At 38.2% G+C, this 25,605-nt stretch carries 22 protein-coding genes and 1 other annotated feature; of the genes, 1 reads left to right on the top strand and 21 read right to left on the bottom strand.

Annotated features, from left to right (window positions below; all coding sequences use genetic code 11):
• Window positions 1-121: 121 nt before the first annotated feature.
• The gene (locus B494_RS0107805; RefSeq protein WP_017471830.1) at window positions 122-2,767 is read right to left on the bottom strand and encodes a cation-translocating P-type ATPase; all 2,646 of its coding nucleotides are present in this window, start codon (window positions 2,765-2,767) and stop codon (window positions 122-124) included.
• An 89-nt stretch (window positions 2,768-2,856) separates the two neighbouring features.
• Here B494_RS0107805 and B494_RS0107800 point away from each other — a divergent pair, with 89 nt between their 5' ends.
• Entirely contained in the window at window positions 2,857-4,569 is a 1,713-nt protein-coding gene (locus tag B494_RS0107800) for an Rqc2 family fibronectin-binding protein (protein WP_017471829.1), read from the top strand.
• 289 nt (window positions 4,570-4,858) lie between these two features.
• Here B494_RS0107800 and pyrE read toward each other — a convergent pair whose 3' ends face one another.
• The 20 genes from pyrE to B494_RS0107700 form a co-directional block, all read right to left on the bottom strand.
• Window positions 4,859-5,479 carry an orotate phosphoribosyltransferase gene (pyrE, locus tag B494_RS0107795; protein WP_017471828.1) on the bottom strand — a complete coding sequence of 207 codons (621 nt, stop codon included), beginning with the start codon at window positions 5,477-5,479 and terminating at the stop codon, window positions 4,859-4,861.
• Complete coding sequence (gene pyrF, locus B494_RS0107790; RefSeq protein ID WP_017471827.1) at window positions 5,463-6,179, bottom strand: orotidine-5'-phosphate decarboxylase; 717 nt, start codon at window positions 6,177-6,179, stop codon at window positions 5,463-5,465. The genes pyrE and pyrF overlap by 17 nt, the downstream gene beginning before the upstream one ends.
• Window positions 6,172-7,089, bottom strand: a complete 918-nt coding sequence (locus B494_RS0107785) for a dihydroorotate dehydrogenase (protein WP_017471826.1) — start codon at window positions 7,087-7,089, stop codon at window positions 6,172-6,174. Before B494_RS0107785 ends, pyrF begins: the two co-directional genes overlap by 8 nt.
• Complete coding sequence (locus tag B494_RS0107780; protein ID WP_017471825.1) at window positions 7,086-7,853, bottom strand: dihydroorotate dehydrogenase electron transfer subunit; 768 nt, start codon at window positions 7,851-7,853, stop codon at window positions 7,086-7,088. The genes B494_RS0107785 and B494_RS0107780 overlap by 4 nt, the downstream gene beginning before the upstream one ends.
• Window positions 7,853-11,053, bottom strand: coding sequence for a carbamoyl-phosphate synthase large subunit (gene carB, locus B494_RS0107775; RefSeq protein WP_017471824.1), 3,201 nt, complete (start codon window positions 11,051-11,053; stop codon window positions 7,853-7,855). Before carB ends, B494_RS0107780 begins: the two co-directional genes overlap by 1 nt.
• Window positions 11,053-12,135 carry a carbamoyl phosphate synthase small subunit gene (locus tag B494_RS0107770; protein WP_017471823.1) on the bottom strand — a complete coding sequence of 361 codons (1,083 nt, stop codon included), beginning with the start codon at window positions 12,133-12,135 and terminating at the stop codon, window positions 11,053-11,055. Before B494_RS0107770 ends, carB begins: the two co-directional genes overlap by 1 nt.
• Complete coding sequence (locus B494_RS0107765) at window positions 12,132-13,418, bottom strand: dihydroorotase (protein ID WP_017471822.1); 1,287 nt, start codon at window positions 13,416-13,418, stop codon at window positions 12,132-12,134. Before B494_RS0107765 ends, B494_RS0107770 begins: the two co-directional genes overlap by 4 nt.
• On the bottom strand, window positions 13,378-14,313 hold the full coding sequence (locus B494_RS0107760; protein WP_017471821.1) for an aspartate carbamoyltransferase catalytic subunit: 936 nt from the start codon (window positions 14,311-14,313) through the stop codon (window positions 13,378-13,380). The genes B494_RS0107765 and B494_RS0107760 overlap by 41 nt, the downstream gene beginning before the upstream one ends.
• A 64-nt stretch (window positions 14,314-14,377) precedes the next feature.
• The gene (locus B494_RS0107755) at window positions 14,378-15,739 is read right to left on the bottom strand and encodes a solute carrier family 23 protein (protein ID WP_017471820.1); all 1,362 of its coding nucleotides are present in this window, start codon (window positions 15,737-15,739) and stop codon (window positions 14,378-14,380) included.
• Between the two features lie 328 nt (window positions 15,740-16,067).
• Complete coding sequence (gene pyrR / locus B494_RS0107750) at window positions 16,068-16,610, bottom strand: bifunctional pyr operon transcriptional regulator/uracil phosphoribosyltransferase PyrR (protein ID WP_017471819.1); 543 nt, start codon at window positions 16,608-16,610, stop codon at window positions 16,068-16,070.
• A gap of 236 nt (window positions 16,611-16,846) precedes the next feature.
• A complete protein-coding gene (locus tag B494_RS0107745; protein ID WP_017471818.1) occupies window positions 16,847-17,761 on the bottom strand; it encodes an RluA family pseudouridine synthase in 915 nt (304 codons plus the stop codon).
• Window positions 17,758-18,225: a signal peptidase II gene (lspA, locus tag B494_RS0107740; RefSeq protein ID WP_017471817.1), complete on the bottom strand. Its 468-nt coding sequence runs from the start codon at window positions 18,223-18,225 to the stop codon at window positions 17,758-17,760. Before lspA ends, B494_RS0107745 begins: the two co-directional genes overlap by 4 nt.
• A 103-nt stretch (window positions 18,226-18,328) precedes the next feature.
• Window positions 18,329-21,076: an isoleucine--tRNA ligase gene (gene ileS / locus B494_RS0107735; RefSeq protein WP_017471816.1), complete on the bottom strand. Its 2,748-nt coding sequence runs from the start codon at window positions 21,074-21,076 to the stop codon at window positions 18,329-18,331.
• A gap of 189 nt (window positions 21,077-21,265) precedes the next feature.
• Window positions 21,266-21,496 (bottom strand) — a binding site (T-box leader).
• Between the two features lie 74 nt (window positions 21,497-21,570).
• Window positions 21,571-22,071, bottom strand: a complete 501-nt coding sequence (locus B494_RS0107730; protein WP_017471815.1) for a DivIVA domain-containing protein — start codon at window positions 22,069-22,071, stop codon at window positions 21,571-21,573.
• A gap of 86 nt (window positions 22,072-22,157) precedes the next feature.
• Entirely contained in the window at window positions 22,158-22,940 is a 783-nt protein-coding gene (locus B494_RS0107725; protein WP_017471814.1) for a YlmH family RNA-binding protein, read from the bottom strand.
• A 15-nt stretch (window positions 22,941-22,955) separates the two neighbouring features.
• On the bottom strand, window positions 22,956-23,219 hold the full coding sequence (locus B494_RS0107720) for a YggT family protein (protein ID WP_017471813.1): 264 nt from the start codon (window positions 23,217-23,219) through the stop codon (window positions 22,956-22,958).
• Window positions 23,220-23,223: 4 nt separating this feature from the next.
• Window positions 23,224-23,664: a cell division protein SepF gene (locus tag B494_RS0107715; protein ID WP_017471812.1), complete on the bottom strand. Its 441-nt coding sequence runs from the start codon at window positions 23,662-23,664 to the stop codon at window positions 23,224-23,226.
• Window positions 23,665-23,673: 9 nt separating this feature from the next.
• Entirely contained in the window at window positions 23,674-24,354 is a 681-nt protein-coding gene (locus B494_RS0107710; protein WP_017471811.1) for a YggS family pyridoxal phosphate-dependent enzyme, read from the bottom strand.
• 22 nt (window positions 24,355-24,376) lie between these two features.
• A complete protein-coding gene (gene pgeF, locus B494_RS0107705) occupies window positions 24,377-25,189 on the bottom strand; it encodes a peptidoglycan editing factor PgeF (RefSeq protein WP_017471810.1) in 813 nt (270 codons plus the stop codon).
• Between the two features lie 67 nt (window positions 25,190-25,256).
• The gene (locus B494_RS0107700; RefSeq protein WP_017471809.1) at window positions 25,257-25,493 is read right to left on the bottom strand and encodes a YlmC/YmxH family sporulation protein; all 237 of its coding nucleotides are present in this window, start codon (window positions 25,491-25,493) and stop codon (window positions 25,257-25,259) included.
• Between the last annotated feature and the right edge of the window lie 112 nt (window positions 25,494-25,605).

Here is a 25,605-nt window from a genome sequence, read left to right as displayed (position 1 = left end):
TCCATTGATCTCACACTATCGCACAGTAAACCCCAAATAGAATCTATAATAAAGACATTTAGTTAAAAACTCACTAAACGAAGGCATCTTTTACTTTACGATATATATTATACACAATAAATTAACGTCTTGTAAAACCAAACAACAATGTTGGTAACGCACTAAATAGAAGAATACCTAGCCAATCCGTACCAGTTAAAGCAACCGTATGAAAAATTGCTTGAAGTGGCTCAAAATAAATAACAGGTAATAATAAAGCAATTGATGAAATAACAGCTATAATTAAGTATTTGTTACCAAATGGATTACGATCAAAGACTGATCGATGACTCCTACAATCAAAAACATGAATTAATTGAGACATGACAAGCGTCATAAATGCTATCGTCCTTGCATAACTAACGGATTGGGCCCCATTTTGGAATGCCAACATAAAAGCAAGGAAAGTAATCGCTCCTATCAAGAATCCCCTGGAAACAATTTTAATCCCTAGACCACGTGCAAAAACGCCTTCTTTAACGGGTCTTGGGGGTTGTTGCATTAAATCACGCTCGGGACGATCTAGCCCTAAAGCGAGCGCTGGTAATCCATCCGTAACAAGGTTAACCCACAAGATTTGAACTGGTAATAAAGGCAGTGGTAAAGCGACTAGCATCGCAAATAACATCACAAGTATTTCACCAACATTTGATGCTAATAAATAACGAATAAACTTTCGAATGTTCTCATAAATATTACGTCCCTCTTCTACAGCTCCAACAATGGTAGCAAAATTGTCATCTAACAAAATTAAATCAGAAGCCTCTTTAGCCACATCTGTTCCTGTTTTCCCCATGCTGATGCCAATATCACTTACTTTTAAAGCAGGAGCATCATTTACCCCATCTCCTGTCATAGCAACAACATGTCCGTTAGCTTGTAACGCTTGGACAATTCTAAGCTTATCTTTTGGCGTAACGCGCGCAAAAACATGAACATGATCAACCTGTTGTTTTAACATCTCCTCTGACATCACTTCGAGATCATGTCCAGTAATCACTTGTTGTTCTGAAGAAATGATATCTAGTGTCTTTGCAACAGCACTAGCTGTTTTGGCATGATCACCCGTTATCATAATCGTTTTAATCCCAGCATCCTTGCATTGTTTAATCGCTAACTTTGCTTCCCGACGAGGTGGGTCCACCATACCTATTAAACCAATAAAGATCAATTGGCTTTCCACTTGCTCAACTTTTAGCGCGTGTGGCGATGACAAAGGCTTCATACATACAGCAATCGTTCGATAAGCTTGATTGGCCATCGACTCGATTTGGTGTTCTATCTGCCTCTTCATTCGTTGACTTAGTGACTGAACTTGTCCATTCACTGTCATTTTTGAAGTGCAATCTAAAAGCAGATCAGGTGCGCCTTTAACAATCGATATATATTGATTATTTCTATCCTTTACAACAACCGACATCCGCTTTCGATTCGCATCAAAAGGAAACTCTTTAACTTTTGTTAATGTCTTCCCTTCGACTAACTGTCGATCTTTCTTCAGAGCTGCCATGATAATCGCTACTTCGGTGGGATCACCTTGTAATGTTATATTTCCATTATTGTCTAACATCTCCGCATTGCAACATAACGAACTGTACATCAACAGTTGATTAAGCAGAGCTGAATCAACTTCGTTTGTCGCATTTGTAATTGAACCTGTTAAACCATATCCACCTGATACTTGAAAACTTTTATTATTAGTGAACAGTTCAACGACAGTCATTTTATTTTCTGTGAGCGTCCCTGTTTTATCTGAACAAATGACCGACGTACTACCTAACGTTTCCACGGCACTTAATTTTCGCACGATGGCTTTTCTCTTAATCATTCGTTGTACACCTAATGATAATACAACGGTCACAATAGCCGGTAAACCTTCTGGAATAACGGCAACAGCTAAGGATATTCCAGCAAGGAACATTTGATATAATGGTTGTCCTTGCCAAACACCTACTAATACAACTAAAGCTGTTAATACCAAAGAAATAAAGATAAGCACTTGCCCTAAATGTTGCAATCTTTTTTCAAGAGGTGTTTTTTGGCTGGGGGCTTGAACAATTAAATCAGCAATTTGACCAACCATCGTTTGCATACCAGTAGCAACAACAATGCCTATACCATGCCCAGTAGCAACCATTGAACCCATAAAAGCCATATTGGTTTGGTCAGCAATATTCAATTGCTGTGTCTCAATAGCTTGACTCGTTTTTCGAATCGGTAACGTTTCACCAGTTAGAGCGGATTCTTCAATCGCCAGTTGTGTACTGTTGATGATCCTCATATCAGCTACTACACGGTCACCATTCTTCAACTTAACAATATCACCAACCACCACATGTTGGGAAGGAATCGTCACCCACTGTCCATTTCGTAATACAAAGGCATTTGGTGTTGCCATTGCTTTTAACTTTGATAATGATCTTTCTGCTTTTTGTTCCTGAAAGAACCCTAATAAACTGTTAATTAACACGATAATCACAATGACAATTGCATCAACAAATTCACCTAAATAGGCAGCAATAAAAGTGGCAATAAGAAGAACAATCACCATAAAATCTTGGAATTGTTTAAAAAACAGCATAAACCACAAAGGCTTTTGTTGGTCTGTTAATTGATTACTGCCATTTTTTTTGAGACGCTGTGCTGCTATGTCCTCTGTTAAACCGAAGTTAGCATGACTGCCTAATAGATTAATTACTTCGTTAACTGAATGTTTATACCATTTCACCTAGCATTCCTCCATCATTGTTCACTCGTACTGATTGATATGCATGAGCAAGCAAAAACATGCTATAATGTTAAGAATGAGGTGATATTATGGCTTTTGATGGCATTGTAACACATGCGATATCAAATGAATTAAACAAACTTTTAACTTCTGGTCGACTAACCAAAGTCTATCAGCCTACTGCGACAGAGTTAATTTTAACTATTAGGGCACAACGTTCTAATCACAGCTTACTTCTATCTGCACATCCTAGCTATTCGCGGATTCATTTAACAGAAGAACCTTTTCAAAATCCTGCGGAACCACCAATGTTTTGTATGTTATTAAGAAAACATTTGATTGGGAGTTTTATTGAATCGATTCATCAATACAAAAATGAACGGATTATTGAAATAAATGTACGTGGTAAGAATGAGATTGGTGATGACATAAGTAAAAAGCTTATTGTTGAAATTATGGGAAAACATAGCAATATTATTTTGATTGACCGTGAAAAAGGGCATATACTAGACAGCATTAAGCACCTTTCACCGAATCAAAATCGATACCGTACGATCCTACCAGGACAAACTTATATCTATCCACCTGACCAAGATAAGAAGAACCCTTTCGCAACTGATTTACAGACGATTGAGGAAATTTTATTAAATAAAGATGACGACCTTTCCTATCAACAAAAACTTGTTGCTACATTTATGGGAATCTCACCATTATTAGCTAGCGAGATATGTAATCAAGTCCAACCTGAAACGGTTGCCCCTATCGCCAAAGCCTTTAAAAAAATGATTGAACAAGTTAACAATGATGAGCTAACACCTGTTATTCATTATGGCAGCAAAGAGGATTTCCACGTCATTCCACTTGATCAATTTGATGGTGAATCTAAAGTATTTGCTTCCGTTAGCGATATGCTCGATAACTTCTATTCTGATAAAGCAGAAAGAGATCGTGTGAAGCAACAAGCTGGGGATTTAATAAAGTTCTTAAATAATGAATACGACAAAAATAAAAGAAAAATAAAAAAGCAGAAACAAACATTAAAAAAGGCCGAACGAGCCGAATTCTATCAAAAACAAGGGGAGTTATTGACCGCTCATTTGCATCTTGTCAAAGCTGGAGATCAACAAATCGATGTGATCGATTACTATGATCCCGAGCAACAATCATTGACGATTGAGCTTAACCCCAATAAAACACCAAGTGAAAATGCACAACATTATTTTAAAACATATCAGAAATTAAAAACATCTAAACAGAAGTTACAGCATCAAATAAAAAAAGCTGAACAAGAAATGGACTATCTTGATCAGTTGATCCAACAAGTTGAAAACGCACGCGTCGAAGACATTGAAGATATACGTGAGGAGCTTCGGGAACAAGGCTATTTAAAAAAGAAAGTTTACGATCGTAAGCAAAAGAAAAAAACGAGCAAACCTGATCCAGAGCAGTATTTAGCAACAGATGGGACAACGATTTTAGTTGGACGAAATAATAAACAAAATGAATATTTAACCATGCGCCTTGCTGGCCGTAGAGATATCTGGCTTCATACTAAAGATATTCCTGGCTCACATGTCGTTATTCGTTCTGATTCACCTAGTGAAGATACCTTAGCAGAAGCAGCACAGTTAGCTGCTTTATTTAGCAAAGCTAGCCAATCTTCTTCTGTTCCTGTTGATTATACAGAAATTCGTCACGTCAAAAAACCAAATGGCGCTAAACCTGGCTATGTGATTTATGATCATCAAAAAACTTTATTTGTCACACCAGACCGGCAATTTATTAAGAAATTGAAACAGTAGCAGAAAAGATAAAACAAATTCAATCAGTGGGCGGAGGGCCACAGGACGTGGAGGTCTTAGTCTGTAATCCTTCTTAAAGATATGACGATTTTAGTCTGCGATCTCACCCACCCACTGATGGTTATTGAGTGAATCGGACATTAGCGTTCGATATTACCCAACTAAATATTTTTACCTCTGTTCCCTATTTTGAGGTGGATGTTTTACGGACGTTTATTTATGATAAAACGCACAAGCACCATTGTTTTCATGGAAAACAATGGTGCTTGTATGTAACGTTTGTCATAGGCTAGCCTAATTGATCCCGCCACTCTAGCAAATCATCCGCTTCGGCATCAGTGATTTCATGATTAGCTAGTAAGAACTTAATTAAAAGATCAAAATCAGCTAGCGTATGATAATCAATAGTTACTTCATTAAAGGCTTCAACTGATTTTTTTAGTCCATAACTGAAGATTGCTAGCACAACAATAACTTTTGCCCCAACTGCTTCAATGGCTTTTACAGTTTCTAAAACTGAACCACCCGTCGAAATTAAATCTTCGATTACCACAACTTTATCCCCTTGCTTGATCACACCTTCAATTTGATTTCCTTTACCATGTGCTTTTGCTTTACCTCTAACATAAGCCATTGGTATATTTAATGCATCGGCTAACCATGCTGCATGGGGAATCCCTGCTGTTGCACAACCTGCTATTACATCAATTTCTTCAAGACAACTTTGAAGTTTTTCAACAAAGCCTTGGGTAATCTGTTTACGTACTTTCGGGTATGACATTGTTAACCGATTATCACAGTAGATAGGCGATTTTATCCCTGAAGTCCAAGTAAAAGAACGATCTGGTTTAATCTGGATCGCTTCAATCTCATATAAATTGGCGATCACTTTATTAGCTAAGTTTGTCATCTTGCCACTCCTTTAACGCCGCTAAGTAATTTGCTTTTGGATCATTAGCTGCAGTAATACTTCTACCGATTACTAAGGCATCTGCTCCTTTTTCTTTTGCAAATGCAGGTGTAGCGACACGCTTCTGATCATTTGATGCCGTATCTGTTAATCGAATGCCTGGTGTGACTGCGAGAAAAGATTGGCCACATGCTGCTTTAAGTTTTGGTGCTTCATGTGCCGAACATACCACACCATCAGCTCCATTATTTTGCGCTAGTTTCGCTAAGTCAACGACGATATTTTCTAGTGTATTTGGAATTTGCAACTCGTGATTCACGACTGTTTGATCGATTGAAGTTAACAGTGTCACCGCTAATAGCTTAGGGGTTTGCTGTCCTTCTGTCCCATCTAACAAGCCTTGTTTGGCAGCCTTCACCATTTCACTACCACCTAGCCCGTGGACATTTGTTAGTACAACATTCAATTTAGCGATGTTTTTCATCGCTTTATAGATCGTTGTTGGGATATCGTGAAGTTTTAAATCAAGGAATACTGCATGACCACGATCATTTAATCGCTTGATCACATCCGGTCCCTCACGATAAAAAAGTTCCATGCCTACCTTCACAGGAGCTTGTGTGAATCGATGTCTGCTTAAAAATTGTTCAGTTTCATGCCAATCTGGAAAATCTAGTGCAATATAAATTGAATTATCCATGTCCATGCCCCTTCCCAATTGCGTCTTTAACTGATGCAAAATGATATTTTTGTAAAGCTTGAGGTAACTGCTCAATGATCTCAGAGCAAATCAATGGATTTTTGAAATTAGCTGTTCCAATCGCAACAGCACTAGCACCAGCCAATAAAAATTCAATCACATCATCTGTTGAAGTGATCCCTCCCATGCCAATAATCGGAATATCAACGGCTTGATAGACTTGATAAATCATCCGAATCGCAATGGGTTTGATTGCCGGACCGGATAAACCGCCTACTTGATTGGCTAATAATGGTTGCCTCTTCTTTAAATCTATTTTCATACCTGTTAACGTGTTAATCATCGTTAGTCCATCTGCGCCAGCTTGTTCAACGGCTTGTGCAATTTCTACAATATCAGTGACGTTTGGTGATAGCTTTACGTAAACTGGCACATGACTAGCCGCCTTTACACGTTGGGTTACTTCTGCTGCTAATTCTGGTCGCGTACCAAATTGCACCCCCCCTTCTTTAACATTAGGGCAAGAAATATTCAACTCTATTGCTGAGATAGCTTCAGTTCGTTTTAAAGCACGAGCAACGCCTTCATATTCTTCAATGGTTGAACCCGCAACATTTGCGATAACGGGTACATCAAACGTTTGGAGAAAAGGAAGCTCGTGATCAATAATCGCTTCGACACCAGGATTTTGCAAACCAATTGCATTTAACATACCCGCATGCGTTTCCGCTACTCTCGGTGTTGCATTACCAAGCCGTTTGTCTGCTGTTGCCGCTTTAATCATGATCGCCCCAAGCTGACTTAAGCAATAAAACTTGCTATATTCACGACCAAAACTAAAACACCCTGATGCTGGCATAATCGGATTCTTCAAATCTAATCCTGGCAATTGAACGGTTAAATCACTCATATACTCACCTCGTTCGCTCGAAACACGGGACCATCTTGGCAGATTTTCTTGTAAGTCGCTTGGTCTTTACTCGGTACGACACAAGCATAGCAAGCGCCGATACCACAGCCCATGCGCTCCTCAAGAGAAATATAGCCAGGATAGTTCGTTAACTCTGTTTGAACCGCTCGTAACATTGCCGTTGGCCCACAGCTAAAATAATAATCAAATAGCAGATGTTCTTGCTTAATCACATCAGTCACCACACCTTTATAGCCATAGCTACCATCCATCGTTGTCACAAAGCATTGTCCAAAAGCTTCGAAATCTTGCTGATAAAAAACATCCGCTTGCGTTTGAAAACCGAGCACTGAAATAATCTCAATGTTTTTTTTCGCCAATTGACGTGCTAAATAATAGAGTGGAGGGACGCCAATCCCCCCGCCGATTAGTAGAGCCTTCTTTATCTGCAATTCTTCAATAGGATAACCTTGACCACAAGGGATCAGAAGGTTAATAGACTGTTCTGCTTCGTATGCTGCTAATTTAGCTGTACCTTGTCCAAACACTTTAAATACAATCGTAAGCAATTGACGCTCTTGGTCAATATTGGCAACAGAAATGGGACGGCGCAGCATATGCTCTGTTCCATTATTTACTTGAATGTGCACGAATTGACCGGGTTTTATCGTCTGCAATATATTTGCTTCAACTTTTAAATGAACTTGCATCGTATCTCTGGCAATTTGTTTGATATCATCAATCACTGCTTCGCAAACTTTCATTATCGAATAACCTCCTGGTTAGCTACAACAGGTTGTGCAGAAAATGTAGTCGAATCAATCACATCTAATATAGCCGTAGCTGTATCGAGACTAGTCAAACAAGCTATCCCATGTTCAACTGCTTCTCTACGAATACGAAAGCCATCACTTCTTGGTTTCTTACCTGAAGTTAATGTATTAACGACAAATTGCACTTGATTCTGTTCAATGATTGATAAGACATTCTCTTGATCTGAACCGATTTTGCCAACTTCTTGAACATTAACGTTTTTACTTGATAGATATTGAGCAGTACCAGTCGTTGCATAAATATTAAAACCTAGTTCCTGAAAGCGCTGGGCAATGGTGCATGCTTCTTCCTTGTCTTTATCCGCAACGGTCATCAGCACTGCACCTTCAAATGGTATTTTCAAACCTGAAGCAGTTAAACCTTTAAATAAAGCTTTAGCTAATGTTTTATCACGACCTATTGCCTCACCGGTTGATTTCATCTCAGGTCCTAACATGGTATCTACACTTCTCAATTTTTCAAAGGAGAAGACAGGCACTTTTACTGATACATAATTCGCCTCCGGCAACAAACCACTTTGATAACCTAATGCCTGTAATTGTTCACCTAGAATCGCACGTGTTGCTAAATTTGCCATCGTAACACCTGTAATTTTACTGAGGAAAGGAATCGTTCGACTTGCTCTTGGGTTAACTTCCAAGACATAGACATCATTGTGATGAACAACAAATTGAATATTAATTAGTCCTCTTATTTTTAACGTTTCTGCAATTTTAATCGTCGTATCAATTAATTGTTGTTTAATGTCTGGAGCAATCCGTTGTGTTGGATAGACTGCAATTGAATCACCAGAGTGCACACCTGCTCGTTCGATATGCTCCATAATACCTGGTATGATGGTTGTTTCACCATCACTAATCGCATCGACCTCCACTTCGATTCCTGTTAAATATTTATCAATAAGAACGGGGTGCTTTCGTTTAATATGTGTTGTTTTGTTCAAATAATGTTGTAACTCATCGTCATTATAAACAATTTCCATTTGACTTCCACCGATCACATACGATGGCCTCACAAGCACCGGATAGCCAATTTTTTTAGCAACTTCTTTGGCCTGCTCAATTTCTCGCACACTTTCACCTGTTGGTTGTGGAATTTGTAATTGTGATAGCATACGCTCAAATTTATCGCGATCTTCAGCCTGATCAATCGCTTCTAATGAGGTTCCTAAAATCTTTACACCTCTTCTTTGCAGTCCGTCAGCCAAATTAATAGCGGTTTGACCGCCAAACTGAACAATTACGCCCAAAGGTTGCTCTAACTCCACAACATGCATGACGTCTTCTAATGTTAAGGGTTCAAAGTAAAGCTTATCTGACACACTAAAATCGGTTGAGACGGTTTCTGGATTGCTATTCATAATAATTGCTTCATAACCTAATTCTTTTAAAGCAAGAACGGAGTGTACAGTAGCATAATCAAATTCAATCCCTTGTCCAATTCGAATTGGACCTGAACCGATCACGATCACTTTCTCACGGTCGGAGACCTTCGATTCTTGTTCACATTCGTAACTACTATAAAAATAAGGTGTAGCAGACTCAAACTCAGCTGCGCAAGTATCAACCATTTTATAAACCGGTTGAACGTGGTAAGTTTTGCGTAGTTGGTAAATCTGATCTTCTGATTGATCCGTAATTCGAGCCAATTGCGCATCAGAGAACCCTATTGTTTTGGCGAATTTTAAATAGGCTTTATCTAATGGATGATCTTGTAATTCTTGTTCAAAAGCAATTATTTTAGCTATTTTATTTAAAAAGAAACTATCCATTCGGGTTAAGCGATGAAGCGTTTCAACTGTATAATTTCTGCGGAACAATTCTGCAACAACAAAGATTCTCTGATCATCGGGTTGAGCAACTCGATCTTCTAATTCTTGGTCAGATAATGAAGTAAGTTCACTTAAATAAAAATCATCTGCATTAAAATCTAACGACCGAATGCCTTTTAAAAAGGCTTCTTCAAAGTTTCGACCGATCGCCATTACTTCACCAGTTGCTTTCATCTGTGTCCCTAATGTTCGATTACCTGCTGTGAATTTATCAAATGGAAAACGAGGAAATTTTGTTACAACATAATCCAATGCCGGTTCAAAAGCTGCATACGTTGTTTTCGTAATTGGGTTTTTAATTTCATCTAAAGTCAAGCCGACAGCTATTTTTGCAGCTATTTTTGCAATCGGATAGCCTGTTGCTTTTGAGGCTAAAGCAGATGATCGACTGACACGCGGATTAACCTCAATAATGTAATAGTCAAAACTATTCGGATCAAGTGCTAATTGAACATTGCAACCTCCTTCAATTTTTAGGGCTCGAATAATCTTTAATGATGCATTGCGTAATAATTGGTATTCTCGATCACTTAATGTTTGAGAAGGAGCAACAACAATAGAATCACCAGTATGAATACCAACTGGATCGATATTTTCCATATTACAAACGACAATTGCTTGATCTTTGTGGTCACGCATCACTTCATATTCAATTTCTTTAAATCCAGCAATATTACGCTCAATTAAACATTGTCCCACTGGAGACAAGTTCAAACCATTTCTGGTAATCTCTTTTAAATCTGTTTCGTTAAAACACATACCGCCACCCGTACCACCTAAAGTGTATGCAGGACGAACAATAAGTGGATAGCCAATTTGATCAGCAAAATCTAACGCCTCATCAATAGATGTCACAATTTCACTTTCTGGTACCGGTTCATTTAAATGATGCATGAGTTGTCGGAATTTTTCACGATCCTCAGCTAATTGAATGGCGTCTAAACTTGTTCCTAACATTTCGGTTGGATATTGTTCTAATACACCACTATCTTGTAAAGCAATTGCTAAATTCAATCCAGTTTGACCACCTAATGTAGGTAAGATCGCATCTGGTCGTTCTTTACGAATGATCTTCGCTAAAAAATCGACAGTTAGTGGCTCCATATATACCGTATCTGCAATGGTATGATCAGTCATAATTGTAGCAGGATTGGAATTCGCTAAGACGACTTGGTAGCCTTCTTCCTTTAACGCTTGACAAGCTTGTGTTCCTGAATAATCAAATTCCGCAGCCTGTCCAATAATAATAGGACCCGAGCCAATCACCAAAATTTTTTCTATATCTTGACGTTTAGGCATTATATCGCCCCCTTGTTTTCTTGTTTATTTGCTTTGATTTCAGTAATAAATTGATCAAATAAATAGCTGGTATCTTCTGGTCCTGGTGAACTTTCTGGATGATATTGAACAGAAAAGGCTGAATAATAACGGTGACTAATCCCCTCTACGGTTTCATCATTAATCGCTACATGTGTCAACATTAAATCGGTATCGTTTAGTGAATCCGCCTTTACCGCATAACCATGATTTTGTGAAGTTAAAAATGCTCGATTTAATTGCAAATCTTTGACGGGATGGTTGGCACCACGATGTCCAAATTTCATCTTTTCTGTATTTGCGCCACAAGCTAACGCTAAAAGCTGATGCCCTAGACAAATGCCGAAAATAGGAACACGGCCAAGGATAGCCTTGATCATATTAATGGCTTCTGGGACATGTTTGGGATCGCCTGGACCGTTTGTTAACATGAGTCCATCAGGTTTTAATGCCATAATGTCTTGGGCTGAATACCAATAAGGGACAACCGTTACATGGCAATTGCGTTTAGTTAAATCTCTTAAGATACCGTGCTTCATACCAAAATCGACAAGGACCACACGGTAGCCTCGTCCAGGGACTACATAAGGATTCTTCGTTGACACACGCTTAACTTGATCCTTAATGATCGGAGACCAGTTCACGGCTTCTGTTTGTGCTGATTTAACACCAGTAAGTACCGCGCGCATCGTCCCATGTTGGCGAATTTTTTTAGTCAATTGTCGCGTATCAATCCCGGAAATAGCTGGTATCCCTTTTGATGCAAGATAAGTATCTAGTCGCATTTCATGACGGAAATTTGAAGGTTGATCACACATTTCCTTAACAATCAAACCATGAATGGATGGATTGATCGATTCAAAATCGTCACGATTAATACCATAATTGCCGATTAGCGGATAAGTCATCGTCACCATTTGACCACAGTAAGACGGATCAGATAAAATTTCTTGATAACCTGTCATACCTGTATTAAATACAATTTCCCCTTGTTTCTCATTTAAATCACCTAATGCTTCACCTGTAAAAACGGTACCGTCTTCTAATATCAAATCTCTCTTCATGCCATTTGCTCCTCCCCGTATACAATCGTTCCATTAGCGATTGTCATCATCGGCTTACCTGTGACCTCCCACTGATTAAAAGGGGTGTTTTTACCTTTTGAATAAAAGTCTTGCACATCAATCGTCCATTTTTTTTCTAAATCGATTAATACGAGATCGGCAGTTGCCCCAATTTCAATTGTTCCTTTATTTAAACCAAATACCTCTGCTGGCTTCTTTGCTAGCCAGTCAATTAATTGATCAAGCTGACATTTCCCTGTCTCAACAAGATGGGTGTACAAAAGTGCAAAAGCTGTTTCAAGGCCTACGATACCAAAAGGCGCCTTATCGATTGGCTGTTGTTTCTCTAATTTAGTATGTGGCGCATGATCAGTAGCAATAAAATCGATCGTTCCATCAACTAGTCCTTCCCATAAAGCGATTTGGTCATCCTGAGCTCGTAACGGTGGATTCATCTTAAATTGTGGATCAGCTTCCTTAATCGCAGTTTCATTTAATAGAAGGTGATGGGGGCTTACTTCAGCTGTCACCTTTATGCCTGCTCGCTTTGCATCTCTAATCACGCGAACAGATTCCTTTGTGCTAACGTGGCACACATGGTAATGGCAGCCTGTAGCTTCAGCAAGCAAAACATCACGCGCAATTTGAGTTGATTCACAAACAGATGGTATGCCGTTAATCCCCAGTCTTTCACTTACTTCACCTTGATGTACACTTCCATTATTAATTAGTGAATTGTCTTCACAATGAGCTACAATAACTTTATTGACAACCTTTGCCCGACGCATTGCTTCCATCATATCAGCGGCCGATTGAATACCGACACCATCATCTGTAAAAGCAAACGCTCCTTGATCTGCTAATGCATTCATATCTACAAGTTGCTTCCCTTGTAGACCTAATGTGATTGAGGCGTATGGTAACACATTAATAACTGCATCACGGTTAATAACATCTTGAACGCGCTGCATCGCTTCTTTATCATCCGGAACCGGGTTTGTATTTGGCATCGAACAGATGGTGGTATAACCACCATGAGCAGCTGCTTGTGTCCCTGTTTTTATCGTCTCTTTTTCTTCACCACCAGGTTCCCTAAGATGGACATGTACATCAACAAAACCAGGTGCAATCATTTTTCCGTTTGCGTTAATGATTTGATCTTCTTCAGTTGCTGTAATATGTTCCTTAATCTCACTGATCTTTCCTTGCTCAACCTTTATATCTATCATTTTCCCTTTAAAATTAGTGAGCATATGCGAACATTGTTTGATAATCGTTGCCATGTGTAGACTCTCCCTTGTTTAATAGTTGATGAATAACAGCCATACGAGCATAAACACCATTTTCCATTTGTTTAAATATCCTTGAACGTTGACACTCGACCAACTTATCATCTATTTCCACTCCGCGATTGATCGGTGCTGGATGCATAATGATTGCATCTTTCTTCATTCGCTGTTCCCGTTCCTCTGTCAAACCATATTGTGTTAAGTATGCACTAGTCTTTATATCTTCACTCTGCTGATGGCGTTCAAGTTGAATCCGTAATAACATAACGACATCACATTGCTCAATCGCTTGATCTAAGTCGACGTAAGGGAAATCCAAACTTGGATCTTTCCAGTCTGACTTTGCAGCTAGATGCACATTTGCCCCCAGTTTTTTTAACGCATAAGCATTTGATCGTGCGACTCTGCTGTGTAAAATATCACCAACAATTAAGACATTAAGTCCTTTAATCACACCAAACTCCTGATACATGGTATACAAATCCAGCAACGACTGTGTAGGATGTTCTCCAGCGCCGTCCCCTGCATTAATCACCGGTAAATCTAACGATTCTGCTAACTGTTGAACTTGATTATTGAGTGGATGACGAATAACAAGTGCCTCTGCACCGATCGAAGCAAACGTTTTGGCTGTATCATAAACAGACTCACCTTTAAGTACACTCGAACGTTCCGCATGAAAATCCAAAACTTCTAGCCCTAATTTCTTCTCTGCTACCTCAAAGCTCATCTTAGTCCGTGTGCTCGGTTCATAAAATAGATTAGCAATAAAACGCTTTTTACGACTTGCTAAATCAAATGATTTTCCATTAGCAAACGCATCGGTCTGCTCTAATAATTTTAAAATTTCATTCGCTTTTATCGTTTTCATAGAGACAAAGTTATTCATACTCTTTCACCTCATTTTTTTTATAAAAAGGACTAGCTAATTATTATGGCTAGTCCTAGATTATTTACTCTTCTACCTCTTCCGTTTCAAACATTTTTCCGTTTCCATAGCCAACTTCCTTATTAGGTAAAATGAGATTTAAAATTACCCCTGTAATTGCCGCTAATGCCATACCAGCTATTTCAAACTCTACACCAAAGATGGAAAATCTGATCAATGCTCCACCAATTCCAATTACTAAAATAACTGACGCAATAATAAGATTCCGATTATGACCTAAATCGACTTGGTTATCAACAAGCATTCTTAAACCACTTGACGCAATAATCCCGAATAATAGAATTGATACACCACCCATTACCGGTGAAGGAATCGAAGAAATAAGTTCTGAAATAATGCCTGTGAAACCAAAGATGATTGCTAAAACAGCAGCACCACCGATGACAAAAACACTAAAAATTCTAGTAATTGCCAAAACACCAATGTTTTCACCATAAGTTGTATTTGGCGGTCCACCTAAACATGAAGCGATTAGAGTGGCTACCCCATCTCCCATAATTGATCGATGCAAGCCAGGTTTTTTAATAAAATTACGTCCAGCAACTTTCGAGAGAACCATTTGATCACCAATATGTTCAGCTATCGTTACAATAGCTACAGGCACCATAATCGCAATAATATTCATATTAATGACATCTAGTGGTGAATAATCTATAAATGGTATAACAAAATCAGGCATAACAAATATTGCTGAGAAAAATTCTCCAATCGAGCCCGCGCTAGTAATTTGCGCCCAACTTTCACTGATTCCAGTTGTATCGACGATCCCTATTATATGAGCATATACATAGCCAACAACGATTCCGATTAGAATGGGGATAAGACCGAAGAAGCCTTTAAAAAACAAGGATCCGACTATCGTTACAATTAAAGTGAGAATCGCAACTGAGAAATGTGCACCGCTATAGTCGCCATCTACATTCATGGCCATACCAATAGCTGTAGGTGCTAAACCAAGACCGATCACGATAATAACAGGACCTACTACAATCGGGGGTAAAACTTTCATAATCCAATCTAAACCAAAGGTACCAATGAGAAGCGCTATGGCACCATAAGCAAGTCCAGCCATAAAACTACCCATCATTGCAGCTGGGACACCACCTTCATTTATTGCTGTTACTATTGGTGCAATAAAAGCAAAACTTGATCCTAAATAAGCGGGAATCTTACCTTTTGTAATTAATAAATAGGCAATCGTACCAGATCCACTTGATACGAGAGCTACAGCTGGTGGTAAACCGGTTAAGAACGGTACCAGAACCGTAGCACCAAACATTGCAAATAAGTGTTGCAAGCTTAACATAAACCATTTTGATTTTTTTGGGACATCCCCAACATCCATCACCATATCTAATCTTTCCATGTTTAACATCCTCCTCTAAGCGCTCTCTATCTCTTATATTCTTTATCTTTCACTCAAATAAAAAACCCCTTTGCAAAGTCGCAAAGAGGTAGACGTGTGCACACACGTATCCCTAAACAACCTTGCAAGCCTCACGGGACTTGTTTTAAAGGTTTAGCTATTCTAATCATTGATCTTAACTTTGATAAAACGAACTTTCAATCAGCGGGTTATTTCGTGCTTCTCCCTCTAATTGGTCGTTAAGTGAATCAGGCCATTAACCGCCGTTAACTCCCACCTAAATAGCTGAACACTGCCCTCATTTTTGAGGTGGACCTCTTACGGACGGCTATCTTTGATAAATACTGACAAGATCCATTTCATCAGTTTCTTCTAAAGTCACGACAACAATCTCTTCTTGAGAAGTTGGAATATTTTTGCCAATGTAGTCAGCACGTATGGGCAACTCTTTATGTCCGCGATCGACTAGTACAGCAAGCTGTATTTGTGACGGTCTTCCTAAATCAATTAAAGCATCCATTCCGGCCCTTACCGTCCGACCTGTGTATAAGACATCATCAACTAAAATAACGTTCTTCCCACTAATGTCTGCATGCAAATCTGTATGCTTAACCATTGGTTCGTTTTTAGCAGACACATGGGTTAAATCGTCACGATAAAGCGTAATGTCAATATCACCAATCGGAATGTCTACGCCTTCGATCTCCGTAATTTTTTTTCTTAAACGTTGAGCTAATGGAATGCCTCTTGTTTTAATACCAACGATAACCAGATCATTAACACCTTTGTTTCGCTCTAATATTTCATGCGCAATCCGTGTTAATGCTCGATTTATAGCCGGTTGATCTAAAATGACCGCCTTTTGCTTCACCGTTCACTGCCCCCTTATTCTAAAATAACCTCGACAACTTACGACTGTATCATCATCTGTCCAACTCACCGCATAGCGTGTGCGTTAAACTAAAAAACCCTTTTCTCCGCGCACGAGAAAAGGGTTTAGATAAACGTCAATTATCTAAATGGTTAATACATTCCTTTTCAGCCTCACGGGACTGTTCTTAAAGGTTATTTTATTAATACTCATTATTTCAAACTTCATTTCAAAAGTCAATGTATATCTCGGACTTTTTTTAAAGCATTTTGAAAAATGCTCGGTGGGTCAACTTCAAATTCAAGCCACTCGTTGGAACGCGGATGTTTAAGCCCTAGCTCTTGCGCATGTAAGGCTTGTCCTTTCACATCCAATGTTTTTCTTTGTCCATATTTAGGGTCACCCACTAAAGGAAAACCGATATATTTCATATGGACACGGATTTGATGGGTGCGGCCTGTTTCCAATTTGCATTTTACTAACGTATATTTATGTTCAATCCGATCAATCACTTCAAAGTGTGTAATTGCTTCACGGCCATCATCGACAACAGCCATACTCTGGCGATCCTTGGGATTTCGTCCGATTGGGGCTTCTATCGTGCCATATTCATGTGGAATATCACCATGTACTAATGCAAGATATGAGCGCTTAATCGTTTTATTCTGTAATTGATCAGCAAGCGATTGGTGGGCTTGATCATGCTTGGCAACCATTAGTAACCCACTTGTATCACGATCAATACGATGTACAATTCCAGGTCGAATGACACCATTAATACCTGATAGATCCTGACAGTGATAAAGTAATGCATTAACTAATGTACCAGAATGATGTCCAGCAGACGGGTGTACAACCATACCTTTTTCCTTATTTACAATTAAAATATCTTCGTCTTCATAAATAATATCAAGCGGTATTTGTTCAGGCTCAACCTCTAATACTTCCGGTTCAGGGATCGTCCATGTCACATGCGCTCCAGATACACAACGGTAATTTGCCTTTACCGCTTCACCGTTGACGCGAATATGCCCTGATTTAATCATTGACTGAATTTGCGCCCTTGATGTGTCAGATATTATCTCGGTCATCAATTTGTCAATCCGTTGATTTTGTTCATGTTCCCGTACATAATGTTCGTCAAGATTCATTTATTTGAACGCCCTTTCCCAAATTCTTCTTTTAAAGTGGCAATCCCTATTACAATTACACCCATGACTAAGGATGAATCAGCAATATTAAAAATAGGATAATTATAAGATCCGATGTAAACATTAATAAAATCGACCACTTCTTGATAAAGTAAACGATCAATAAAATTACCGATTGCACCACCTAAGACAAGTCCTAAACCTATACCTAACCATCTATCTTGTTTAGCAAACTTTTGCATATAATAGACAATGGCCACAATGACGACCACCGTTATAATATAAAAGAAAAGCATTCTTCCTTGCAAAATCCCCCAAGCAGCTCCAGGATTTCGATGTGATGTTATGTACAGTACATTTTCAATAACAGCAAAACTTTCCCTTAATTCCATGTAATTAATAATCCACCATTTAGTTAATTGGTCTAAAATAATAACACCAACTGCAATTAAATAATAACGCATGTTCTTCCTCCTATTTCTAACAAAGCTTGCTTACTTCTGCATTTTACCACAGTTCTTTTAAAAAAAGAAAATGTTCAGGCGAAGACCTGAACATTAACAAATATTAATAGTGTTCAATGACAACTTCTGCACAACGTTGACACAATTGAGGATGTTGCTCATTTTGTCCAACAGTTTCAGAAGCCACCCAGCAACGTTCACATTTATCGGCATCATACTTTTCTACATTTACTTGCACATATTGATAGTCTTTATTGCTTTCAATCTGATCTACAACCTCCACTTTAGAGACGATGAATAGCTGATCTAAACGTTCAATTTGGTCTAACATTGCTTTAGTCGCATCATCTTTAGCTTTTACCATTAACTTAGCTTCCAAAGACTTACCAATTATTTTATCCGCTCGCGCTTCTTCTAAAGCCTTTAGTATATCGTCTCTCACCTCAATGAAGTGATCCCATTTCTCTAAAAGTTGATCAGCATTTGTAATATCTCTTGGCTCCGGTAGATCCGTTAACTGGACAAACTCCGCTTCTTTTTCAGGAATATAACTCCAAATTTCTTCAGCAGTATGGGTTAAAATAGGTGTTATTAATTTAACAAGACTAACAACTGTTTCATAATAAACAGATTGGATCGAACGTCGCCGTGGACTATTCTCTGGTTCAATATATAAAATATCCTTGGCAAAATCTAAATAGAATGCACTTAGCTCAGCTGAACAGAATTGATGAATTTGGTTATAGACCGTTGAAAAATCAAATGCATCAAATGCTTTCTTCACCTTATTAATGAGCTGCTGCAACTTAATTAACATATAGCGATCCAATTCAAAAAGAGCGTCATCAGCCACTTGATGTTCATTAGGGTCAAAATCCGCTAAATTTCCTAATAAGAAACGGAACGTATTTCTTATTTTTCGATAACCTTCAGATGTTTGTTTAATGATCTCATCTGACACACGCACATCAGCTTGATAGTCGACGGAGGCTACCCATAATCGTAAAATATCAGCACCGTATTGCTTCATTACTTTTGCTGGAACCACCACGTTACCAACAGATTTACTCATTTTACGTCCTTGACCATCTAAAGCAAAGCCATGACTTAAAATGGTCTCATAAGGTGATTTCCCCGTTACAGCTACTGAAGTAGATAATGACGAATTAAACCAGCCACGATACTGATCAGAACCTTCTAAGTAAAGATCCGCAGGTCTCCTAAGTTCAGGTCTTTGTTCGAGGACACCTTGATGAGAAGAACCCGAATCAAACCAGACATCCATAATATCCATTTCCTTAGTAAATTGCCCATTAGGACTATGTTCGGAACTAAAGCCCTCAGGTAGCAGGTCTTTCGCCTCCCACTCAAACCAAATGTTTGAACCATGCTCACGAAATAGATTGGCTACATGTTTAATCGTCTCATCGGTAATAATCGGTGTACGATCTTCACCATAAAAAACCGGAATCGGCACGCCCCAAATACGTTGTCGGGAAATACACCAATCTTCGCGATCACGTACCATATTAAATAACCGTGTTTCTCCCCACTTTGGCACCCAGTTGATCCGTTCGATTTCCGCTAAAATATCAGCACGGAAATCTTTAATAGATGCAAACCATTGATTGGTCGCACGATAGATCACAGGCTTTTTCGTTCGCCAATCATGAGGATAAGCGTGAGTAATGAAGCTTATGCTGAGTAAAGCATTATTTTCTTCCAATTTCTCAGTAATCAGTTTATTAGCTTTATCATAAAACAAACCTTCAAAACCTGGTGCTTGATCAGTTAAAACACCTTTTTCATCAACTGGACATAATACATCCAATCCATATGCTTTCCCTACAAGAAAGTCATCTTCACCATGACCTGGAGCTGTATGAACGAGTCCTGTTCCTCCATCTGTTGTCACATGCTCACCTAAAATAATAAGTGAATCGCGATCATAAAGGGGATGCTTAGCAACTAAATGTTCTGCTTCTTTTCCTTTGAAGGATTTTACAATTTGATAGTTTTCCCATTCCAATGCTTTTGCTACGTTTTCTACAAGGTCTTCAGCAATAATAAGCTTATCATTGTTAACATTCACAACGACGTAATTTAAATCAGCATGCAGTGCAATAGCTAAGTTTGCTGGAATTGTCCAAGGTGTCGTTGTCCAAATAACAAACTTCTCATCACCCGCTAATAAATCCTTACCTTCTTTTACTTCGAAAGCGACATAGATTGAAGGTGAACGCTTATCTTGATATTCAATTTCTGCTTCTGCTAATGCCGATTCAGAAGACGGTGACCAATAAACTGGTTTTAAGCCTTTATAAATGTAACCTTTTTTAGCCATTTCGCCAAAAACTTCAATTTGAGCTGCTTCGTAGACCTTATCTAATGTTACATAAGGGTTTTCCCAATCCCCTCGAACACCAAGTTGTTTGAACTGTGTTCGTTGATTATCTACTTGCTTTAATGCATATTCTGCACATTTTTGTCTGAATTCTGCTGCAGTCATTTTCTTGCGATCGACTTTTTTCTTTGCAAGTGCTGTTTCGATTGGTAACCCATGGGTGTCCCATCCGGGTACATACGGTGCATGAAAACCTGACATCGATTTATATTTGATAATAAAATCTTTTAAAATTTTATTTAATGCATGCCCCATATGGATATCCCCATTAGCATATGGCGGGCCATCATGAAGCACAAATAAAGGACGACCATTTGTCCGTTCTTGAGCTTTATGATACAGATCAGCTTCATCCCATTGTTCTTGGATTTTTGGTTCTTTGTTAGGCAAATTCCCTCGCATTGGAAATTCAGTTCTCGGCATCAATAATGTTTCTTTATAGTCCATTTTATTTCCTCCTTCGTTTATAACGCTTCCTCATCAGCATTTTAAAAAGAACTTCACTATATTGTTGGTATTTACTGAATGTACAAGTTTTTCATCATTAGCGCTTTTAAATGCGAACTTCGCTAATTTCCGCTTTTTTTGCTCACATGTAATCCCTTTTCTAACATATAAAAAAAGCCCTCACATCCTCGAAGGGACGAGAGAACTCGCGGTACCACCCTAGTTAGTTACAACATATTGCAACCCACTCCTAGCATCGTAACGTGATGAACCGTTCTTTTTTACTAACTAATCGGTTTAGTATTCAAAAAGAAAGCTTAAGGATGATCTTCAATTTCTCTACTTATACTAGGCTTTCACCATTTCCTAGCTCGCTTAAATAAGAAATGAAAAATCTACTCTTCCTTGCATTGCTTTTGTCGATAATATAGGTTAGATAATATAATCTTCGTCTATGCATTATATGTAATAAATTCAATTACGTCAAGCTCCACCTACATACCTTCTTCATCTGGATCTTCAGTGCCATTTGGTAGATGCAATAGTTGGTCCCAATCGCCATTTTCAACTAATTCAAGCTGAGCTTCTACTAACATTTTTAATCGTGTTCGAAACACTTTGCCTTGCTTCTTTAATTCTTCAACTTCAATCTCTATTCTTCTTGATTTCTCTAATGCTTCGTTAATAATACGATCAGCATTTTTTTCAGCTTCTCTAATGATTAATTTAGACTCTTTAGTCGCATTACCTTTAACTTCTTCAGCTGTTTGTTGCGCAATTAAAATCGATTTATTTAAAGTCTCTTCAATATTTGAAAAATGTCCTAATTTTTGTTGAAGCTCATCAACTTGTCGCTTTAAATCTTTTTTTTCACGAATAACTAATTCATAATCTTTAATGATCTGATCAAGAAATTCATTTACTTCATCTTGATCGTATCCTCTAATGCCACGGGTAAACTCTTTATTATGAATGTCCAATGGTGTCAATGGCACAACGGCCACCTCCTCTATCTGTTGTTTAACTTAACTGGTGTATTCGACATATTTAATTAAATATCCTGCTTATTATACAAAATTGTTTAGTCTTTTAACAAGGCATATTGAATACGTTTTTTTTCTTTTTTGGTTTCTCCAATAATATTATCCAAACGGCTTCTACCTTTACCTCGACAAGAAAGGACATCACCTGGTTCAACTAAAAATGCCGAATCATCAACAACTTTAAAATTAACTTTAATATAACCCTTGTCAATTAAAGCAGATGCTTCTTTTCTAGAATAACGATAAAAATGTTTAATCAGAACATCTAATCGAAGTGAAGAAACGGTTGTTTCTTGAATATCCCATTCGTTTTCAATTGCTAACTTCTTTTTGTCAGAAACAGTTTGAAATTGTAGTGTGGCCTTTTTAATTGACGTCAGTTGCATCATGACAAAATCTGCAATATCCGCGCTCACAGCGATCTGTATTTGACCATGTTCAACATCAATGACAATATCTCCAAGTTTCTTTCGAAGTAAGCCGAGAGATAAAAATGCACCTAACACATCACGATGTGCTATATTAACAAATTTCACTGGATATCTGGCAGATAAAACGATAATAGGAAAAACAGCTTGATCTTCCGCTTCATAATAAGGTGCAAGCAGTGCCTGCTTACGTTCTGCTCCTTCAAAGCCACCATTAAAGGTTAATTTAAATGGCGAATCTTGCCCGATAATTGTCCGAAATATCAATTGCTCTCTCGGGTCTAAGAAATCACTGCATTTTGGAATATACTGGCGATCTACTTGCTCACGCCAGTTTAATACTTGATCAATAAAACCCTGCTCATCTTTACGAAAATGCTGATATATATCCATTATGTATCTGCCGCCTTATCGAAAGAATGAGAATAGAACTGCTAAACCCTGTGTTGCTAATCGCAAAGTAATCAGTGCTACAAGGGCTGAAACATCAAGCATGCCAATCGGTGGTATGATTTTTCTGAATGGTTCAAGATAAGGCTCTACAATATTGGCAAGCAATCGACCAATTGATGAGTCACGTGAACCAGGAAACCACGACATTAAAATATAAATGACAATAGCGATTTGATATAAATTGACTAATTGAAAAACTAACCTTTCAAATAATACCATCTATTTACCACCTTTGTTCAAAGTCTTCCTCATCTTCTACCATTTGTGTTATATTTCCTGTTATCTCAACGTTATCTGGCGTACACAAAAAAGTATGAGGGCCTAACTTTTGAATTTCTCCAGAAACAGCATACACCGTTCCACTTAGAAAATCAACGATACGCTTCGCTTGTTGATAGTCAACCCGCTGTAAGTTAATCACAACTGAGCGACGATTAACAATTTGATCAGCAATATCTTGTGTTTCATCATAAGATCTCGGTTCAGAAAGCACAACTTTTGTTTGCGCTTGAACTGACTTTAAACTTACTACATTTTTAGAATCTTTTTTTTCTTGCTTTTGACTTCGCCTTGACAATTCTTCCGTTTCATCAGGCGCTAGTTCTTCATAATACTCTTCATCTTCAACAGAAAATAATGTTCTAAATTTATTCTTTATACTCATCTCTCACCTCTACCCTTCTGTTCCCACTAGTTTGGAACCGATTCGGATATACGTTGCGCCTTCTTCTACTGCAATGTGATAATCATTGCTCATTCCCATTGATAACTCTGTACATGGTGCATGAGAATAGGCTTTTAACGCAATCTGATCTCTTAATACTCGCAGTGACCTAAAAACATGACGTAATGTATCCTCATCACTCGTAAACGGCGCCATTGTCATAAGCCCGATGACTTCAATAGTTGAGTAAGTACTAAGATCAACAATAAAATCTTCAACCTCATGAGGAGCAAGTCCACTTTTAGAGGTTTCACCACTTATGTTTACTTGAACAAAGCATCGGATTTTTTTAATTGCTCGCTTATTTATTTCTTCAGCAAGTGATAATCGATCTAATGCATGGAAGTAATCAACTTCATTAATAACTTTTTTTACCTTTTTGGATTGCAGATTCCCAATAAAGTGCCATCTTGTATCTTGATTTGAAATCGCTGATTGTTTTTCAAGTAACCCTTGGTCTCTGTTCTCTGCTATATGATTAACACCTGCTTCAATTACTTTCTTGGTACGATCTATTGTAACATATTTCGTCACTGCGATTATAGTAATTTCGTCAGGTGAGCGATTGGCTTGATGGCAGCTATATTCAATTTGCTGCTTTATTTGATCAAGATTAGTTGAAACAGACATCGAATCCTCCTTACTACACCCTTCAATAGTGACCAATAAATCCAAGCATACGGCCTGTCTTACCATGATCACGGCGATATGAATATAGAGCATTGGTTTGATAGGTACATCGCTGACTTACTAGTAAATGCTCACGGTTTACCCCTTGATCTATTAACATATGTTTATTAAGTTGGCGTAAGTCTAATAAATACTGTTCGGGTGCTTCTTTTATTCTGATCGTCACCAGATCTCTGTATGTTTGAGGGATAGCATTGATCACGTCTAGGTTAACTTGGTAATACATCTGACTAATTGACGGACCGATTGCAGCTTGTAAATGCTCAGTTTCTACACCCTCTTGTTGTAATGCCTTAACCATTTCTATTGCCATACCATTAACTGTTCCACGCCAGCCTGCATGCGCAATACCAATCCATCCCGTGTGTTGGTCATGAAAATATAGGGGAACACAATCAGCGAAAAAAGCTGCTAATAAAATATTTTTTTCTTTCGTTATTAACCCATCTACCCCTGAAATAGGAGGGTGGGTGGGATTTGAACCTGCCCCTCGTTTTTTACTATTATGATCAATCCGAGCTATTTTCGTACCATGTACCTGTTCACCTAGAATCCAATGATCGAGTGCAACGTTCACTTGTTTAGCTAGTCGATGTCGATTCGCCATAACAGCTTCTGGATCATCACCAACGTGTAAACCCATATTTAACGAAGCATAATCAGATTGACTAACCCCACCATAACGTGTCGTCAGACCAGCCTGTACGCCGATATCACGTTGAATCCACGGTGAAACATGATAGAAAGACTCATGTACTTGTTGAAAAGGTTCCATATCGCACTCCTTTTTTCACTATTCTATCATATTTTTTTAAAAATTTGTTTTCAATCCTATCAATTGTTTATGACTTTTCATTTACTAAAATAACATCATGACCAAAAGTAACGATGTTTTTCCATGGAATAATCACCTCGGTTTGCTTTTGAAAAATATGACTTACGCTAGATCGATTCCCTATAACAATGTCTGTAATTAAGCCCGTCTCAACATCTATCTCCAAATCAATCACATGACCTATCCTCGCCCCTGTATCCATCGATACGATCTGTTTCGTTTGCAGAGTTGATAATGTAACCATTTAATATCACCATCCTTAATTAAACTATATGATTCGATAAATAGAGCCATTACTACCTATCAAAATAACCTGACTAGCTCAACTAAGTTCTTTACAATAGATCAAAAGCGTA

The sequence above is a fragment of the Amphibacillus jilinensis Y1 genome (assembly GCF_000306965.1).
Taxonomy (GTDB): Bacteria; Bacillota; Bacilli; order Bacillales; family Amphibacillaceae; genus Amphibacillus_C; species Amphibacillus_C jilinensis.
This window is presented reverse-complemented; position numbering and strand designations above follow the sequence as displayed.